9 protein-coding genes are annotated in these 17,825 nt (G+C 71.0%); 2 read left to right on the forward strand and 7 right to left on the reverse strand.

The window, feature by feature from the left end; genetic code table 11:
- The 5 genes from ACIA8L_RS46790 to ACIA8L_RS46810 all read right to left on the reverse strand — a co-directional run.
- On the reverse strand, positions 1-168 hold a 168-nt coding region (locus tag ACIA8L_RS46790; protein ID WP_395915527.1), incomplete at its 3' end, for a transposase.
- A 41-nt stretch (positions 169-209) separates the two neighbouring features.
- Positions 210-449: a hypothetical protein gene (locus ACIA8L_RS46795; protein WP_395915262.1), complete on the reverse strand. Its 240-nt coding sequence runs from the start codon at positions 447-449 to the stop codon at positions 210-212.
- Between the two features lie 199 nt (positions 450-648).
- The gene (locus ACIA8L_RS46800; protein WP_395915264.1) at positions 649-1,863 is read right to left on the reverse strand and encodes a hypothetical protein; all 1,215 of its coding nucleotides are present in this window, start codon (positions 1,861-1,863) and stop codon (positions 649-651) included.
- On the reverse strand, positions 1,860-2,378 hold the full coding sequence (locus tag ACIA8L_RS46805) for a SigE family RNA polymerase sigma factor (RefSeq protein WP_395915265.1): 519 nt from the start codon (positions 2,376-2,378) through the stop codon (positions 1,860-1,862). Before ACIA8L_RS46805 ends, ACIA8L_RS46800 begins: the two co-directional genes overlap by 4 nt.
- Before the next feature lie 113 nt (positions 2,379-2,491).
- The gene (locus ACIA8L_RS46810; protein WP_395915267.1) at positions 2,492-3,628 is read right to left on the reverse strand and encodes a hypothetical protein; all 1,137 of its coding nucleotides are present in this window, start codon (positions 3,626-3,628) and stop codon (positions 2,492-2,494) included.
- 123 nt (positions 3,629-3,751) lie between these two features.
- Here ACIA8L_RS46810 and ACIA8L_RS46815 point away from each other — a divergent pair, with 123 nt between their 5' ends.
- Both ACIA8L_RS46815 and ACIA8L_RS46820 read left to right on the forward strand, forming a co-directional pair.
- Entirely contained in the window at positions 3,752-5,158 is a 1,407-nt protein-coding gene (locus tag ACIA8L_RS46815; protein WP_395915269.1) for a B12-binding domain-containing radical SAM protein, read from the forward strand.
- Positions 5,159-5,195: 37 nt separating this feature from the next.
- Positions 5,196-8,276 (forward strand): glycosyl hydrolase 2 galactose-binding domain-containing protein, encoded by a 3,081-nt coding sequence (locus tag ACIA8L_RS46820; protein ID WP_395915270.1) that lies wholly within the window; start codon positions 5,196-5,198, stop codon positions 8,274-8,276.
- A 74-nt stretch (positions 8,277-8,350) separates the two neighbouring features.
- Here the strand turns inward: ACIA8L_RS46820 and ACIA8L_RS46825 are convergent, their stop codons facing one another.
- Both ACIA8L_RS46825 and ACIA8L_RS46830 read right to left on the reverse strand, forming a co-directional pair.
- Positions 8,351-9,373, reverse strand: coding sequence for a pentapeptide repeat-containing protein (locus ACIA8L_RS46825; protein ID WP_395915271.1), 1,023 nt, complete (start codon positions 9,371-9,373; stop codon positions 8,351-8,353).
- Between the two features lie 367 nt (positions 9,374-9,740).
- Positions 9,741-17,819: a SpvB/TcaC N-terminal domain-containing protein gene (locus ACIA8L_RS46830; RefSeq protein WP_395915273.1), complete on the reverse strand. Its 8,079-nt coding sequence runs from the start codon at positions 17,817-17,819 to the stop codon at positions 9,741-9,743.
- Between the last annotated feature and the right edge of the window lie 6 nt (positions 17,820-17,825).

A 17,825-nucleotide genomic window follows, 5' to 3' on the forward strand; every position in this document is an offset into this window, starting at 1 on the left:
TCCGTACCGCTCCGGCATATCCCGCCACGGCGCACCAGTTCGCTTCACCCAGCAGATCCCGTTGATCACCTGCCGGTGATCACGCCACCGGCCACCGCGTCTGCCCTGCTCAGGCAGCAACGGTTCCAGAATCGCCCACTCACGGTCCGTCAACTCAAAACGCGCCACACCAGAACAACGACCCAACACCAAGATCCGCTAGCCACGGCCTAGCCCTTTGCGGCGGCCCGCATGAGGCGGGCCGCCAGGTCCTTGTCGTGGACCTCGATCCGGGTCGTGCCAGTGAAGATCTCGAGCATTCCGGAGCCCACGTCCCGGACGCGGACCACGACCGGTCCCTGGACGGCATTGGCCTTGGGCTCCTTCGCCGACGCGATGTAGGTGACGCTCGAGAAGGCGACCGTCGCGCCGATTCCGGCGGCCGCGGTCAGTGCGGTGCGGCGTGACATCCGTCGTCTCGCTGGTGTGGGGAACGGGTCCACGAAACCACCCTTCGCTGGAGCGGGGCGTTGACGGCTACGGGATACCCGAGGACCGTCTCGGGCCGTTTCCGTGCCAGGTCGCTGTCAGCCGGGGGTACGGAAGGGTGGTGGCAAAAGGTTCACCGCTGTCCGAAGACGATGCTTTTCGCACGCCCGGGGCCCCGGATCAGCGGCACTTCCACACGGCCGGCACGGTGCCCACGGTTTGCGAGGCGTCACCGGTGATCAGGCGGCCGTCGTCGCTGATGGCCTTGGGCACGTCGACGGCCGCACCGGGCCCGGGCAGGCGCGGCAGCGGCACCGACTCCTGCCCGTTGAGCAGCAGCGTCCCGGCGCCGCGAGCGGTGGTCGCGGGCAGCCACCCGCCGGCGCTGAGCTGCAGGCCCGGGATTCGCGCGTCCGGGAACACCAGAACCTCGCCGGTGCGCAGGTTCCAGCGGACCGGCACGGAGCCCGTGGCCACCTCGGCCGCGCCGAGGACCCAGTCGCCGTTGATCGCCACCGCGGACCAGCCGACCGCCTCGGTGCCGCCGACGACCGGGCGCGGCAGCTCCCGCGGCGGGGCGTCGCCCACCCAGACGTAGGCGCGGTTGCCGGGCGTGCGCACCGTACCGACCACCGTGCGGCCGTCGGGGCTGATGTCGTCGGCCCGGCCCTCCTTGCCACCCGGGGGCGGCGGCAAAATCATCGGCGTTCGCGTGGTGTCGCGCCACAGCACCGGCCGCTCGTCGTCCGTGCCGGCCACCACGCCGTCGTCGCTGACCGCTCGGGCCTCGGTGAAGCGCGTGCCCGGCAGCTGGGTGACCCGGCCGTCCCGGAAGATCCAGGCCTGGGCGGTGCCGTCCGCGCCGGCGGTGTCGACGCCGGTGTCGCCGCCGCCGGTGAGATCGGTGCCGACCACGACGCCGGCCGCGTTGACGTCGGCCGGGACCGGGTGCCGGCCCGGCAGGTCCGCGATGCTCAGCGCGCCGTCGTGCCAGAGCAGCAGGTCGAACCGGGCCGGAGCGCCGTCGTGCTCGGACCGGCCGGCGATGAAGCGTCCCGCCGGGTCCATCGCCATCACCATGCTCTTGCCGCCGCCCACCGACAGTCGTTCGACCGCACAGCTCGCGGGCGGCCCGGCGACCGGCGCGGCCGGGGACGTCGCCGGCTGTTCGTACGGGGTCACCACCGGTGGCGCCCCCGGCCGCAGCACCGGGATGACCGCCACCAGGGCGGCCACGCCCGCGGCCGTCAGGCCCAGGCGGGCGGCGGCCCGGCGGCGCACGGCCCGGCGCCCCTGCCGCACGATGTCCTCGGCGGTGAACCCGGGCGCCTCTACCAGGGTCGCGGCCCGCTGCTCCAGCGTGTTGCCGATGCGCTCGTCCAGACGGTCCATCACAGCGTCACCCTCTCCGAAAGTCCGGGCTCGTCCTCGTGCAGCCGGCGGCGCAGCGCGTCCAGCGCCCGGGCGGCGTGGCTCTTGACCGTGCCGCGGGAGATCGCGAGCGTGTCGGCGATCTCCGCCTCGCTCATGCCCTCGTAGTAGCGCAGCACCACGACGGCGCGCTGCTTCACCGGCAGCGCCAGCAGGTGCTGCCACATCGCGACCTGCTCGACGTGCGCGCCGATGTCGTCGGCGGCGTCGCGCTCGGGCAGCGCGTCGACGGGGCGCTCGCGGTACGGCCGCCCGCGCCACCACGACGTGGCCGTGTTGACCATCGCCCGGCGCACGTACCCCTCGGCCGCGCCGGGGTCCTTGATCCGGGCCCACCGAAGGTAGGTCTTGAGCAGCGTGACCTGCAGCAGGTCCTCCGCCCGGCCCCGGTCCCCGACCAGCAGATAGGCACTGCGCAGCAGCGCCGGCGAGCGCGCCGTCACGAACGCCCGGAACGCGTCCTCGGCGGCCGGGTCCATTCCACGCATTGTCACGCAGGGAAGGACGCGACGTTTCCCGGTCCGGTTGTCACGAAGGTCCGTGCCGTTGCCGTGGACATCGTCGAGTCCGCCGGGCCCGGCCGCGTGGACCGTCAGGTGTGCTGGCCGACCTGGGCGCCGGCGCCGCACTCGCACGCGAAGCCGTACAGGTATTGGTCGAACCCGCCGAGCACGCTCTGCGCGGTCTGCCCGACGAACACCATCGGCCGGCCGCAGCAGCCCGGCCAGTGCGGATTCTGCTGGAAGACGGGCCGGCCGCCGACCCGGCCGAGCCGCTTGGAGCGCCGCCACACCCGATCGGGCTCGAACCGGTCGTCGTGGGCGAGCCCGACCCGGGCGGGGAGGGGCCAGTCCCCCAGGTCCGGCTCGTTGCCGGGGCAGTGGTCCTCGCGCTCCTCGTCGAAGACCAGCCTCCCGCCGGCGGCGGACCAGCCCCGCCAGTCGGCCATCTCCTCGTCGGCCTCGCAATCCTCACAGAGGCTGCCGAAGAACGGGTGCCGCCGCTCGCCGGGCGCGCCGAGGCCGACCAGGCTCAGGTCGACGTCGAGGACGACCGACAGCGGCCACGCGCAGCGCACACCGCGCGGGTCGTCGAGGTACTCCCCGATCGGCGGGTCGATCCGCAGCCCCGGCTCCGGATCGTCCTGGTCGGCCACGATCAGCCACGGCTGCGACACATACCGGCGCACGCCGGGCCCGTGCGGCGGCACCCAGACACCGTGCTCCTCGGCGATTCGCGCGACCGTCGGATCGGCCCGGGCCAGGTCGGCCAGCCGGGCCAGTGCGTGGTCGGTGTCCGCGCCGACCAGCAGCTGCATCCGGTGGACGCCGCTGAAGAAGCCGGCCTCCGCCCGCCCGGGCCGCGGCCCCGCCCCGATCCGGTCGGCGAGCGCGTCGACGGCCGTGTCCGAGGCACCCCGGGCCGCGAACCAGCAGTCGCGGCCTTCGACGCTCCACAGGTGCTCCAGGGCGGCGTCGTCGAAGGTGGTGACGGCGTCGTTCCACGGCACCAGCCACTGCGGCTTCCACTCGGCCAGATCGCGGACCGCCCAGGCTCGTTCACCGCGATGCCCGGCGAGGACGTACCGCAGGTAGGAGCGGTGCTGCCCCGGGGTGGCCGCGTACAGCTCGTCATACGTGAGGTCACCGCCGCTGCTGCCGATCCGGCGGTCGTACCACTCGGCGTCGGGGTGCGGCAGGAACCGGTCACCGGGCATGTTGTGGGCCACCGCGCCACTGTAGACGCGGCCGCCGCGCGGGAACTGTTCGCGCGTGCGGGGGCGTTCCGGCTTAGATACCAGCGGGCTCGGTCCTGACGTCGCACGGGCCCACATGCTGATCGAGGAGGGGACATGCACGTCCATCTGGTCACAGCGGAAGACCCGCTCACGCTCCAGGCCCGGGCCCGCGAGCTCATCCGCTTCCCGCAGCTGACCATGCCGTTGCTCGCCGCGCTCACGCCCGAGCCCTGGACGGTGACGCACACCGACGAAATCACCCATCCCGTCGACACCGGACAACGCTACGACCTGGTCGGTATCACCGCCGCCACGCCCGGGGCGCCGCACGCCTACGAACTGGCCGCCGCGTTCCGCGCGAACGGCGTCATGGTGGCGATGGGCGGCCCGCATGCCACGCTCATGCCTCTGGAGGTCGCGGAGTTCGCCGACATCGTCGTGGTCGGTGAGGCCGAGACGGTGTGGCCGCGTGTCCTGCAGGACATCGAGCAGGAGGCTCGATATACCGTCGGCCGGCACGTCATCGACGAGGGTACCGGCGCGAATGTCGAGGTTCGGCCGAACGGCGCCAGGATCTACCGGTGTCCGCAGCCGGCAAGCCTCGCCGGTCTGCCGTGGGCCCGGCGCGATCTGATCCGCCACGGCGGCTGGAATGGCCGGTGGGCGACCAGAGGGGCGATCATCGCTACGCGCGGCTGCCCGCACCAATGCGACTACTGCACCATTCCGGTGCTCTACCCCGAGGCCCGCCAGATGCGTTTCCGGCCGGTCGAGGAGGTGGCGGCGGAGGTCGCCGCCATCCCCGACAAGGGCATCGTGTTCTGGGACGACAACATCGGCGCCAATCCTCGGTACGCCAAAGCGCTCTTCCGGGCGCTGGCACCGCTCAACAAGTGGTGGACCAGCCAGACGACCATGGCCTCGGTCAGAGACGACGAGTTTCTGCGCCTCGCCGCCGAGAGCGGGTGCAAAGCGCTCTTCCTCGGCCTCGAGAGCGTGAGCCAGGAGAGCCTCGCCGGCGCGCGCAAGGCCCACAACCGGGTCGCCGAATACCAGCGGCTGCTGCAGCGCTTCCATGCGCACGGCATCGCCGTCCAGGCGGGCATCATGTTCGGGTTCGACAGTGACACCAAGGACATCTTCGCCCGAACCGTGGACGTGATGGGTGAGATCGGCCTGGACAACGCGACGATCAGCCTGATGGTGCCCTACCCCGGCACACCCGCGTACACCCGGCTACGGGCCGACGGCCGGATCGTCGACCACGACTGGCGGCACTACAACGGCAAGACCCACGTCGTGCACCGGCCGCTGCTCATGTCGCCCGACGAGCTGCTCGCCGGCTACGAGTGGGCGAAGACCCAGTTCTACCGACCTCAGCACATCATGAAGCGGCTGCTCAAGAGCCGGACGGGGCTGTGGTGGAACATCCCGCGAAACGTCGGCTACATGCGCGGCCTGACGGGCGAGGTCCGATCGCGCGCGGCGATGCATCACGCCCTTGACATCGACCGTCGTTAAACTGTAAGACTCATTAACAGATGCAACGGGAGGTGCCGTGCCGCTCAGATCCAAGATCCGCGTGCTCGTCGCGGCCGCTACGGCGCTCGTGCTGACCGGCGGCGCGGCACCCGCGATCGCCCGACCGGCGGCCGCCGCCGTTCAGATCTCCGCCACGCCGGGCGAGTCGACCGCGATCCCCGGCTTCGCCATCCAGTCCTCCGGCCGGACCAGCGACACCGGCGGCACCATCTCGCAGCCCGGCTACGCGGCCTCCGGCTGGTATCCGGTGTCGGCCCACTCGACCGTCCTGGCCGGCCTGCTGCAGAACAACGTGTACGCCGACCCCTTCTACTCGACCAACATGAAGTCGATCCCCACCGCCGATTTCACCGTCCCCTGGTGGTACCGGGCGGACTTCACGCTCGGCTCCGAAACCGGGCTGCACACCTTCGCGGACGTGACCGGCGTGCTGTCCAAGGCCGACGTCTGGATCAACGGGACGCAGGTCGCCACCAGCGCCACGATCGCCGGCGCCTACACCGACCACGAGCTGGACCTCACCGCGGTCGTCCACAGCGGCGTCAACAGCCTGGCCGTCAAGGTGTACCCCAACGATCCCAACCGGGACCTGACGATGGGGTGGATCGACTGGGTCCAGACGCCGCCGGACAAGAACATGGGCATCGTCCGCGACGTGAAGCTACGCCGCTCCGGCGCCGTGGCGGTGCGCAACGCCCACGTCGTCACCCGGCTCAGCACCCCGGCGCTGGACAGCGCGGTGCTGACCGCGAAGGCCGACGTGCGCAACGACTCCGCCGCCGCGGTCACCGCGACCGTCTCCGGCACCGTCGCCGGGACGGCGCTGTCGCAGTCGGTGAGCCTGGCCGCGCACGAGACGAAGACGGTCACCTTCGGTCCGGTGACGCTCACCGGCCCGCAGGTCTGGTGGCCGGCCGGGATGGGCGGGCAGCCGCTGTACGACCTGAGCCTCACCGCCTCCGTCGCCGGCGGCGCGAGCGACGCCGCCCACGAGCGGTTCGGCGTGCGTGACGTCAAGGCACCGCTGGACGCGAGCGGCCACCGCCGCTACACCATCAACGGCCGGCCCCTGCAGATCCGCGGCGGCGGCTGGTCACCGGACCTGTTCCTGCGCTGGAATCCCGGCTACGTCGAGGACAAGCTGCGCTACGTGCTCGACCTCGGGCTCAACACGGTCCGGCTGGAGGGGCACATCGAGGCGGACGAGTTCTTCGACCTCACCGACCGGCTCGGCATCCTCACGCTGCCCGGCTGGGAGTGCTGCGACAAGTGGGAGGGCCAGGTCAACGGCGACGAGACGGGCGAGCCCTGGACGGCGGCGGACTACCCGATCGCGAAGGCGTCGATGGCGGCCGAGGCGGCCCGGCTGCGCGACCACCCGAGCGTCATCTCGTTCCTCATCGGCAGCGACTTCGCCCCCGACGCGACAATCGAGCAGGGTTACCTCGACGCGCTCAACGCCGCCGACTGGTCGACGCCGGTCATCGCCGCAGCCTCGGACAACTCGTCGCCGCGCAGCGGGCCGTCGGGGATGAAGATGACCGGGCCGTACGACTGGATTCCGCCGAACTACTGGTACGACAAGGCGCACTCGGACAGCGGCGGCGCGTGGGGCTTCAACGGCGAGACCAGCGCCGGCCCGGACGTGCCGACGATGGACACGCTCAAGCGGATGATGTCGGCCAATGAGCTCAACACGCTGTGGCAGAGCCCGAACGCGGCCCAGTACCACCGCTCGCCCTCGAGCACGTTCAGCACGCTGAAGATTTTCGACAATGCCATAACCGGCCGATATGGTACTGCGACGAGCCTGGACGACTACGTGCGTAAGGCGCAGCTGGCGCAGTACGAGAACGTCCGCGCGCAGTTCGAGTCCTACCGGCGCAACTTCACCGACACCTCCAACCCGGCCGACGGCGTCATCTACTGGATGCTCAACAGCGGCTGGACCTCCCTGCACTGGCAACTGTTCGACTACTACCTGGACCAGAACGGCGCCTACTACGGTGCCAAGAAGGCCAACGAGCCGCTGCACGTGCAATGGTCCTACGACAACCGCTCCGTCGTCGTGGTCAACCAGCGCCACGCCGCGGCGAGCGGCCTGACCGCCAAGGTGAATCTGTACAACCCCGACGGCACCCAGGTCTTCGCCCAGACGGCGGCCGCGCTGACGGTGCCGGGCGACGGTGGCCGGGCGACCGCCCTCACGGTGCCGTCGTCGATCAGCGGCATCGCGACCACCTACCTCGCCAAGCTGGTGCTGCTCGACTCCTCGGGCGTTGAGGTCAGCCGCAACGTCTACTGGCTGTCGACCGCGCCGGACACGGTCGACTGGGCGAACAACGACTGGTACTACGCGCCCACGTCCAGCTACGCGAACCTCAAGGGCCTCGCGGGCATGGCATCGGCGCCGGTGTCGGTCTCGGCCTCGTCGAGCGCGGCGGGCGGTACCACCACAACGACCGTCACCCTGCGCAACACCTCGACCGGCAAGACCCCGGCGTTCTACGTCGACGCGCACGTGCTCGGCGCGGCCGGCCGCCCGGTGCTGCCGATCCAGTGGGACGACAACGAGATCAGCCTGTGGCCGGGCGAGTCGAAGACGCTGACCGCGAAGTACCGCACCGCCGACCTCGCCGGCGCGGCCCCCTCGGTGCGGGTCTCCGGCTGGAACGTGGCCACCCAGACGGTCCCGGCCGGCGGCCCCGACAACCAGCCGGTGCGGTACGAGGCGGAGAACGCCACGATCTCGCAGGGCTCGGCGACGAACAACCACAGCGGCTACTCCGGCACCGGCTTCGTCGACTACGCCAACGTGACCGGCGGCTACGTCCAATGGTCGGTGACCGCGGCCGCGGCCGGCACGGCGACGCTGACGTACCGCATCGCCAACGGCACGACCGTCAACCGGCCGATGAACATCGCCGTCAACGCCACGGTGGTGGCGCCCGGCGTCGCCTTCGACCCGACCGCCGACTGGGACACGTGGCGGGACGTGACCGTGACGGTACCGGTGACCGCCGGCACGAACACGATCCGCGCCACCGCCACGACGCCCAACGGCGGACCGAACGTCGACTACCTCGACGTCCGCTGACCTGCCGCACGGAAACCGCGGGTCGATGGCCGGGGCCCTCCCGCCCCGGCCCGCGGAGTCGGGTCAGCCCTGCCTCATCGGCAGGCAGGGTCGTCCACGCTCGCCCCGTTCGCCGGGCGCGCCGCTCCGGGTGGCAGCCTGGTCGAATCGTTCACCAGTGTGCAGCGCAGCGCGCGGCCGGCCACCTCGGCGTTGTGCTCGACCTGCCCGAAGATCGCAACGCTCACGTCCGTGTAGCGCAGGTCCGAGCCGCGCAGGTCCGCATCCGTCAGGTCGGCGTTGAACAGGTTCGCGCGGCTCAGGTTCGCGCCGCTGAGGTTCACCAGGCGCAGGAAGGCGCCGCTGAGGTTCGCCTCGCTGAGGTCGGCGCCGCCGAGGTCCGCGCCGCGCATTGCCGCGAAGGTCAGGTTCGCCTGTTGCAGGGTCGCCCGGCGCAGGCCGGCGAGGCTCAGGTCCGCCTCGACCAGGTTGGCGCTGCGCAGGTCGGCACCGCTGAGGTCCGCGCCGCTGAGGCGCGCACGGCGCAGGTTTGCGCCGCCCAGGCGCACGTCGCGCAGGTCGGCACCCGTCAGATCGACGTCGTGCAGATCGGCGCCGCTCAGGTCCGCCGCCCGCAGGTTGGCGCCGCTGAGGTCGGCGCCGCCGAGGTGCGCGCCGGCCAGCCCGGCCGCTGGCATCGAAATCCGGGCGCCGGCGAGGTCGAGGCGGACATTCCTGCGGTCACCGGGGTCCGGACGGCGGCCCAGGACGGTGACGGCGGCATGGATATCGGGCGGCGACGCCGGCAGCGCGGCCGCCGCCGGTTCCACACCCGCCGGTGGCGCCGCATGGGTGCGGATGAACGCGCACAGCACTTCGATGACGGTGGGTTCGTCGCGGGGTGAGTCGGCCATGAGCCGCTCAAGGGCGTAGATACCGCCGAGCCGGAGTCCGACGTTGCCGGGCCCCTCCTGCCCGAGCTGCTCGACGGCCTTGCTGAAGCGCTCGGTGAGTTGCCCGTCCTGGGCGATGCGGATCTGGTCCTGGGTGGCGCGCTGCTGCTTGCGATTGGCGTCGTTGGTGTAGATCAACCCGGCCGCGACGAGCAGGACCGACACGATCCCGGCGAAGGCGGTGACGGTCTGCGGCCAGTCCTGGCGAACGTGCAGCTGGACCGGTTCCGACGCGCCGCCGGACCGGTACCGTTGCTGCCGTGTCCGCACCACGAGCGCCGCGGCCCGGGCTGTGCTCGGCCGCCCGGCCCGCCGCAGCGCCCTCGGCCGTCTGGCCGGCATCGCCGCGGTCCCGGCGCCGAACCACGCGGCCCGGGCCGCGGCGAATCGAGCGCGGATCGTCACCATCCGTCTATTGCACCATCACGCCGGAGTGCCACGCCATCGGCCGAGCCGCGAGTGCCCACGACGAGCACGATGGTGCGGCGAGGCGCACGCCCGATGGTGAACGCACAACTGCATGGACCGGGCGCTAATCGCCCTCGATCCGGCCGCCGATGTCCTTGATGATCTTCCGGCAGGCTCTACAGACGTAGGAACTCCCACCCGGTTTGTGTTTGCCCACGACCGCCTTGCTCCATCGCACTCCACGGGCCTTGATGCCGGACAGGTAGGCGGCGATGTTCTCCTCGGCGTGGGGTGCGCCCTTCATCCCCTTGGCCGCTCGCGGTGCGATGTTCACGCCCCACTTCTTGAGTTGGGCGCGTTGGGCGGCGTTCAGTCCGCCTTTCGATCCGGAGTTGATCCCGGCCACCAGGATCTGTTGGCCGTCCTTCGTCTTGGCCAGCACGATCTCCACCGTGGCGCCCTTGCCTTGACCGAGTCCCTTGATCTCATTCGCGAGGTCGGTCAGTCCGCCCTCGCGCGCGATGTGGTCGGCGACGCTGGGGTCGGGAAGACGGGGTTTCGCCGGCGCCTCGGACGGTTTCGCGGTGCTGGGCTCTGAAGGCTCCGACGGTTTGTCGGCCGGCCCGGACTTCTGCTGCGGCTTCGAGGCGGGGTCCGGTGGCTCGTCGGGCGGCTTCGCCGGTGTGCCACCGCCTCCGCCGTTGTCCGTCGCGGCCGCCATGTGTGCGCGGACGGCCTGCACGCGGGGCAGGGCGGAGGCGAGTGACAGGACTCCGTGGCCGGCCAGTGCCACGCCGACGACGACCGATCCGGCCACGACGGGCACGCCGACCGGTGCGCCCAGGCCGCCGGTGCCGACGGTGAGTGCCGTTCCGCCGCCGCCACCGCCGATGAGCACGGTGCCACCGATGCCGATCTCGATCAGCGGCTGGGCGACCGAGACCATGGTGTACGCCTCCGCGGCGCCCGGGCGGCTGCCGATGCCGCGGGCCGTGGCGCCTTTCTCGCCCTGGATGGCGTCGTTGACCATGGTGCCCAACCCGAACGTCGTGTTGTCGATGAATGCCATTGCGCCCCCGACGGCGGCACCGACCGGGTCCTGGGCCATGCGGTCGACGGCACGGCGCAGGCCGGGCAGGATTTCGGGCCACTTTCCGGTCTTGTCGACCAGGGTGGAGGGGTTGTCGTCGACCGCCCGGAACAGGTTCGGTCCGACCGCCACGTCGAGCGGGTCGCAGGAACACCAACGTCCCAGCCACGCCGCGTAGTAGCGCGCCCCGAAGTAGTACAGCCCGCTCTCCCCGTCGTGTTCCTTCCCCGAGTACCGGTAACGTTTGGGTGCTTCGGTCCGGCCGGATACGGCCTGGTAACTGGTACTGCCGTAAGGTGCGTACTCCTCGTAGGAGACGATCTGCGCACGATCGTCCAGCTCGAGGCTGACCGAGCCGACGTGGTTGCCGAGTTGGTAGCGGACCTGTTGCCGTGGCGACGGGTCATCGGCCTCGGTGTCGAGCGTTCGCGTCTCCACCAGGGCGATGCGTCGCTCGTCGTCGGCCAGGTGCAGCGTCTCACGTTCGAATGTGGCCGTGTCCACACCGATGGCCCCGTGGTGCCTGCGGAAGATCTCGAAGCCGCCGAGGTAGATGCGCTCCTCGACCCGCCCCGGCGCCTTCTCCCAGACCTTGCGGACGCGTTCACCCGCGGCGTCGTAGGCGTAGTGGGCCGTACCGCCGCCGCCCTTGTCGATCTGGTGCAGGTGGTTCTTGTAGTCCCAGTGCATGTTCGGGGCGGTGCCACCGGCTCCGAGGTGAGGCATGCGCAGCATGTTGCCGTGCGTGTCGTGCAGGTAGCTTGCAGGTGCGGCGGAGTCGTCACCGCCCATCCGCGTGCCGCTGAGCCGGTTGCTCGCTTTGGCCGGTTCGATAAGGCTGGCTTCGGCGTATGTGTAGGTGCGTGTCCAGCCGGCCTGCGCCGGGTCGCCGCCGCGGTGCCGCATGTGCAGGATGTTGCCGGCGGCGTCGTAGACGTAGCGCTCGATATAGGTGGCCAAGGCGTTGCCGTCGCCGGGCTGTGGCAGCCCGGTCCGCCCGGCGTCGTGCGGCGTGTAGGCCGTCGGGGCGCCGCTCTGCCCCACATGTTCACGGCCGTCGGCCTGGATCAACCGGTAGAGCGCGTCGTAGACATAGTCGTTGCTCGGTTCGACGCGGCGGTTGCGGAAATAGACGCTCTGCTGCGCGGCGTCGCGCAGGTGCGTCACGTTGCCGGCGGGGTCGTAGGTGTAGTGCAGGTCCTGGAGACTGCCGGCCGGCGCCGGTGGCGCGGGCGATGCGGCGGGCGGCGTCGACGGTACGCCCCGGTGGGTGTACACGTCCGTCCGGCGGGAGGTGTCCCGGTCGTAGGCGTAGGTGGTGCGGATGGCGGTGGCGTCGCGTGTCCGGTAGTCGATGAGGGTGCGCTGGCCCTTGGCGTCGTAGTCGATGGCGGCCACGCCGACCGGCGACGGGGCGTCGGCGGAAGGGTCGAGCAGGCCGGTCGGCGCGGCGGCCCGCTCCAGCCAGACGTCGACCCGCTCCAGCAGGTTGGCCTCGTTGAATACGGGCTGGACGACGGTGACGGTGCCGGGCCTGTCGGGGCGGGTCAGGCTGCTGTGCGGCGCGATGGACTGGACGGCACGGTTGAGCGCGTCGTACCGGGTGCTGCTCTCGAAGGACTCCGCGTCGAGCCCGGGACTGTGCCGCCAGTCGGGGACGGCGGTGTAGTCGCTGGCCAGTCGCCGGGTGCTGTGCAGCAGGTTGCCCTTGAAGTCGTACGCCTCGGTCGGGTTGCCGGCGGTGTCGAGCCGGGCGTTGGTGACGATGCCCGCGCCGTCGCAGCGCCGCAGCACGCGGGTCCGCAGATTGAGGTACTGCGCCCGGGTTTCCTGTTCCGGGGTGACGTCGCGGGGCGGCTCGCCGTACTCGGTTCTGTCGACCAGGATGTCGCGGTTGAGGGTGCGCCGGTCGGAGTTCGATTTGAGCGGGTCGGTGTCGCTGAAGGTGCCGCGTACCGTCTGCCCCACGGCACGGCGCAGCCGGTCGTAGGTCGTGGTGACGTTGTGCCCGCGGCTGTCCCAGGCTCGGACGGGCTTGCCCGCCACGTCGTTGAGCGTCCAGCGGGCGCCGGCCTCCATGCTGTGCTGGTGGATGCCGTTGCCGAGCATGTCGTAGGCGTAGCGCATGACGACGCGGCCGAGCGGGTCGCCGGCCTGCGCGACGGCGTCGCGTACGGTGCGCTGGTTGCCTTCGACGTCCAGTTCGACGCGTGCGGCGACACTCTCCTCGGTGCCGTCCAGGTCGTGACCGGCGCAGACGACCCTGTTGCGGGCGACGGTCAGGAACGGGCGGCCGAGCGCGTCGAGATGGGCGGTGGTCGGAGTGTCGGCGTGGGCGGCGGCGCGTTGGGCGGCGTGGCGTTCGTCGGAACCGAGGGCGTTGCCGACGCGTTGGGCATACCACGTCTGCCACGTCGCCGGTTGACCGCTGAAGTAGGCCGCGACGTATCCGCCGATGTCGGGATCGGTACGGGGGTCGCCGGTCTGCGCGTTGCGCGGCGCGCACGTGTCATTGCTGTCGTACGTGGTCTGTTGCCAGGCGTCGAAGACGACCTTGTCGTAGGTGTGGTTGGGGTGCAGTGTGACGACGACCCGCTCCGCCGGGTCGTAGAACAGCACCGGGCTCACGCCGACGCGTACGGCGAACTCGAAGCGGTGGGTGTCGGTGAAGTACGGCTCGTACCGGCGGACCGGCCGGCCCTTGTTGTTGAAGACGGTCCAGCCGGTGCCGACCCAGCGTGGCCGGGCGGCGGCCGTCGTCATCACCGGCCGACCGTCGACGCCGACGATCACGGTGCCCGCCGGATCACGGCGGGGCACCGGTCCGGGCTCGGCCGGGACCTTCGTCTGAATCTCGCGGCCGAAGCCGTCGGTGTAGCTGAAGGCGAGCCGGATCCTCAGGCCGTGCGGCGGTGGCGGTGCATGGAGGTGCGTTTCGCGGACCAGTGTGGCGGCGCATGCGGGCTGCCACCGTCGCGGGGTGTCGGGATACGCCTGCCGGGTGCGCCGGAAGCGGTCGACGTCGTAGACGACCCGGGTCGTGGCCCCGGCCAGCAGTGCGGCCGATGTCGCGTTCGGGTCGGCGGCGTCGAGGAAGTCGGCGATCTGGGCCTGACTCAGGTCGGCGACGAAGCCGGCCAGCGAGTCGCCTTCCGGCGGCGCGGGCCGCGGCTTGCCCATCACGGCGGTGCCGGCCACCAGGCCGAGCGTGTCGAAAATAACCTCGGTCTGGTTGCGGTTGGGGTCGCTGAGCAGGCGCGGCTGCAGCACACGGTAGTCGGCAGCGTCGACGGTGACGCGGTTGCCGAGTGCGTCGCGGGTCTGGGCCATCAGCAGGTCGTGGGCGTCGAAATCGACGACGGTGTCGTGGCCGAAGGCGTCGCGGTAGCGGCGCGGCAGGTAGAAGTGCCGCCGGGCGCGCGCCGACTCGGTGGCCGCGTCGTGTGCGGGGTTCGGGCTGAAGTACGACTGCCCGGAGGGTATCCACCAATGGTCGTCGGCGTCTACGGTGGGAAACCGGCCGTCAGCCTTGAGAGCCTGGCTGGGCAGGTAGCCGCCCCGGTCGCCGCCGTCGCCGCCGAGCACGGCGGCCGGATCGGGCAGAAGTTGCTCGGCGGCGTGGCCCTCGCGTGGACGTCGGAAGACCTGGGCGAGCAGGCCGGGGGTGAAGGCGAGCTTGTAGGTCTCCCCTGGCAGGGCGAGTGGCTCCAGGTGCCCGAGCGGGAGAAGGCCGGTCAGGTCGTCGCGGCGGTAGAGCAGACGCAGTGCTTCGATCTGCCGCCGGCGCTGGTGGCCGGAGGCGGCGGCTTCGTAGGGGACGTCCGCGGCGGCGCACCGGTAGCGTAGCCGGCCCGGTGCGGCGGGGTCGGGCTCGACGAGGTCCGCGGCCCGGTAGCGGCCGGCTGGTGCGGTCGCCGGGTAGCCGGTCAGTTCGTAGGTGATCGCCTCCGCCGGCAGCGGGGTGCGGTGCGTGGCGGGAGTGTCGATCGCGTTGGTGACGCGGTTCTCCGTGTACGTCAGCAGCGGCGTGCTCTGCCGGTCGCGGTCCCACGGCTGCGGCAGCGGCGAGTTGCGCCGGCCGTAGCCGATTGAGGCCTCTTTGAGGACGTTGCCGTAGTCGTCGACGTCCAGGGTCAGGATGTGCTCGACGCGGGCATCGGCCGGGTCGCGTTCGTAGTGATAGGTGATCGCCTCGCACGGATGGGTGAGGAACACGGCGTGACGGTTGGGGCCTTGGCCCTGCAGCAGGCGAATGGTGAAGTTCTGTTCGGTGACGGTGTAGGGCGTGTGGGCGCGTTCGCGCTGCACGGGCGTGGCCCCTGGGTCGTCGGCGTCATCGGCGTACACCTCGTGACGCAGCATCGAGCCCTTCAGGGCACGGCAGGCTTCGCGAACCTCCTCCCCGATGAGACCGGCCGGTAGCGGGGTGTCGGCCAGCAGCAGGGCCCGGGCCTCGGCGTCGGTGCGGCCGGGCTCGCGATAGTACTCGCCGGGATCAGCGGCATTGAGCAGGCCGGCAAAGTAGTCGGAGACGTGCTCACGGCCCAGTTCGATACCGGTGTGGAACCAGGTTTTGGTGTGTACCGGCGCGATGTGGGAGGCCGCGTCGACGTTGTCGGCGGCGTCAGCGAGGGCTGCGAACTGCTCGGTGTCCCACTGCTCGACCATGCCGAAGCCCCGGAACTCGCGTTCGACCCCGTCGAAGTAGCCGTGGTGGTAGGCGTATCGGGTGACGAAGTGGTTGCGGCTGATGTGGTCGTAGGTCTCGACGCGTTCGACCACGTGCACCGGGAACGGCAGGCGGGTGATCCATGGTGTGCCCGCCTGTTTGTCCCGCAGGTAGAACGCGGTCGACGGGGTGTACTGGACGCGGGTTTCGGCACCGAGGTTGTTGACGGTCCGGATCAGCAGGTGCGGCTTCGCGCCGCCCATCAGGTTGACGTAGCGCATCGGGCGGCGCGCGTCCCCGAGCCGGGCCGAGGACCAGACCAGGCAGGCGGTGCCGTTGCCGAGCAGGTCGATGGGTACGACACTGGTCAGGTCGTCGACGGGAGGGAACACCGGGAGCACCTGTGGCCGGCTCCAGGCGTTGCCCGACTGGTTGAAGTACAGGCGCACGCCGTCGCGGTGCAGGTAGATGAGGTCGGTGGTGCCGCTACCGTCGATGTCGGCCAGGCGCAGGCGTTGATGTTCGAACTGGTCTGGATTGTCGAACCACGGCGCGTTGTCCATCGTCACCTTTGCGCCGAAGCGGCCGTAGCCCATGTTGGGCCAGTAGCAGACCTCGCCGGTGCGGATCCGCACGAGGTCGGTGAGGCCGTCGCCGGACAGGTCGGCCAGGTAGATGGATTGCGTGCCGTCGGCGAAGACGACCCGGGGCCCCTTCTCCTCGTCCAGTGCCCGCACGACGCGGGCCGGCGGGCCGAAGCCCTCGCCGCCCAGCGAGGGATACCAGACCAGGGCATCGTCCTCGGTGATGAGCACGTCGGTCCGACCGTCACCGTCGAGATCGACGAACCTGACGTTGGGGTCGCGCAGGTCGCGGCGCAGGCCGTGGACCAGGGGCCGGAAGGGTCGCCAGCCTTCGCCGTCATCGTGTTCGTAGAACCCTGCCGGCTGCTCGTGCAGCACGACGACGTCCGGATGGCCGTCGCCGGCGAGGTCCATGAAGTCCGCGCCGGCGGCCAGCGACACGTTCGGCCGCGCCCCGACCGTCTCCAACGGTCCGAAGTGGGCCTTGCCGGGCGGCAGCGGACTCCGGTTGCGGGTGTAGAACCAGGCGCCGGCCTGCTCGGTGAGGATTCCGGCGATGCCTTCGCCGTGCAGGTCCGTCCAGCGGTAGGTGCCGCCGTCCACGCCGGCGGGCAGATTCCGAAGGCTCGCCGGGTCGAGGTGTTCCACGTCGCTCTGCACGACGGGCTCGGTGTACCGGAATTCCACCGGTGGCAGGCTGCGACGGTGGATCGAGCCGCCGTCCTGCCGCCACCCGGTCTGCACCACCGTGGACAGGAAGCTGTAGACGGGCCGGGTGGCCAGGGCGGGGTCGGCCTCGTCGGCGTAGCCGAACGCCGTGTCGCGCACGACCCCGTCGTAGCCCGGCTGTGCCGCGTGCTGCGGTCCGGCCGGGCGGTCCGGGATGTGGTGCAGCATCAGCACCCGCTCGCATCGCCGGCAGGTGCGTACCTCGAAGCCGGAGCGGTAGCTGGAGAAGGCGTCCGGGCGGTAGCGCCACGGGGTCTCCGGCTGCCCGGTCGGGTCGTGGGCGTCGAGTTCTCCGTAGTCGAAGCGCACCTCGAACAGCCAGTCCGCACCGGTGTCAGACGGCGGGTCCGGGAGGTCGGCCAGAAACCGGGGGCGTCGGCCCTGGGCGTCCAGCAGCGGGGTGCGGTTGCCGTAGAGCACGCGCTGCGGGTAGCGCTGCGCGGTGCGCCGCGGGTCGTCGGCGGGACCTCGGTTGCGTTGGTGGGCCAGCTGGAACGGGTCGTCCTGGCCCGGCCCGTGCTGATGGCCGCCGTCCTCGCACTTGTACCGATAGCGGATGGCGTTGCCCTTGTCGTCGCGCGATTCACAGATCAGCCACGAGAAGATCCGGCTGGGGTCGAGCGGGTCGGCGATCCGCGAGCCGGCGTCCGCACCGTAGATGGTGAGCACGTTGTCCCGGGAGATCGACCGCCAGTGGACGTCACCCGGCGCACCGGCCCTGGTCCATCGCTCGATCCGGGCGAAGAGCCCCTCGATCCGGGGGCGGTAGCGGTGGATGATGAAACCCGGCGCGCTGGTGTCGTCCCGCGCGCGGGTGCCGTCGGGCTCGAGCAGCGGTACCAGGTCCTCCGCCCCGGACAGGATGAACACGTCGGACTCCACCGCGTCCAGATAGCGGGGCAGGCCCTTGTCGGTCTTCCGGGTGATCGACGCGAGCTCCAGCGTCCAGCCGAAACCGAATGGCCCGTTGCCGGCCCCGGAGTCGTACGTAAGGGACAGCAGCGGTTCGAAGCCGGAACGTCCCGGGCTCATGACGAGGGGTACCGACATCGCACCCGAGCCCGTGACCGGGTTCGCGGCGAACTTCTCGCCGATGCCGCGGATGGCGCCGCCGCCTCTGGGCAGCGTCAACACGGG

This window comes from Dactylosporangium sp. NPDC051541, from assembly GCF_044454505.1.
Classification (GTDB): Bacteria; Actinomycetota; Actinomycetes; order Mycobacteriales; family Micromonosporaceae; genus Dactylosporangium.

Excerpts from the sequence above, each read along its gene's own strand:
- ACIA8L_RS46815 (WP_395915269.1), top strand. The coding sequence starts at position 3,752 with ATGCACGTCCATCTGGTCACAGCGGAAGACCCGCTCACGCTCCAGGCC.
- ACIA8L_RS46795 (WP_395915262.1), bottom strand. The coding sequence starts at position 449 with ATGTCACGCCGCACCGCACTGACCGCGGCCGCCGGAATCGGCGCGACG.
- ACIA8L_RS46805 (WP_395915265.1), bottom strand. The coding sequence starts at position 2,378 with ATGGACCCGGCCGCCGAGGACGCGTTCCGGGCGTTCGTGACGGCGCGC.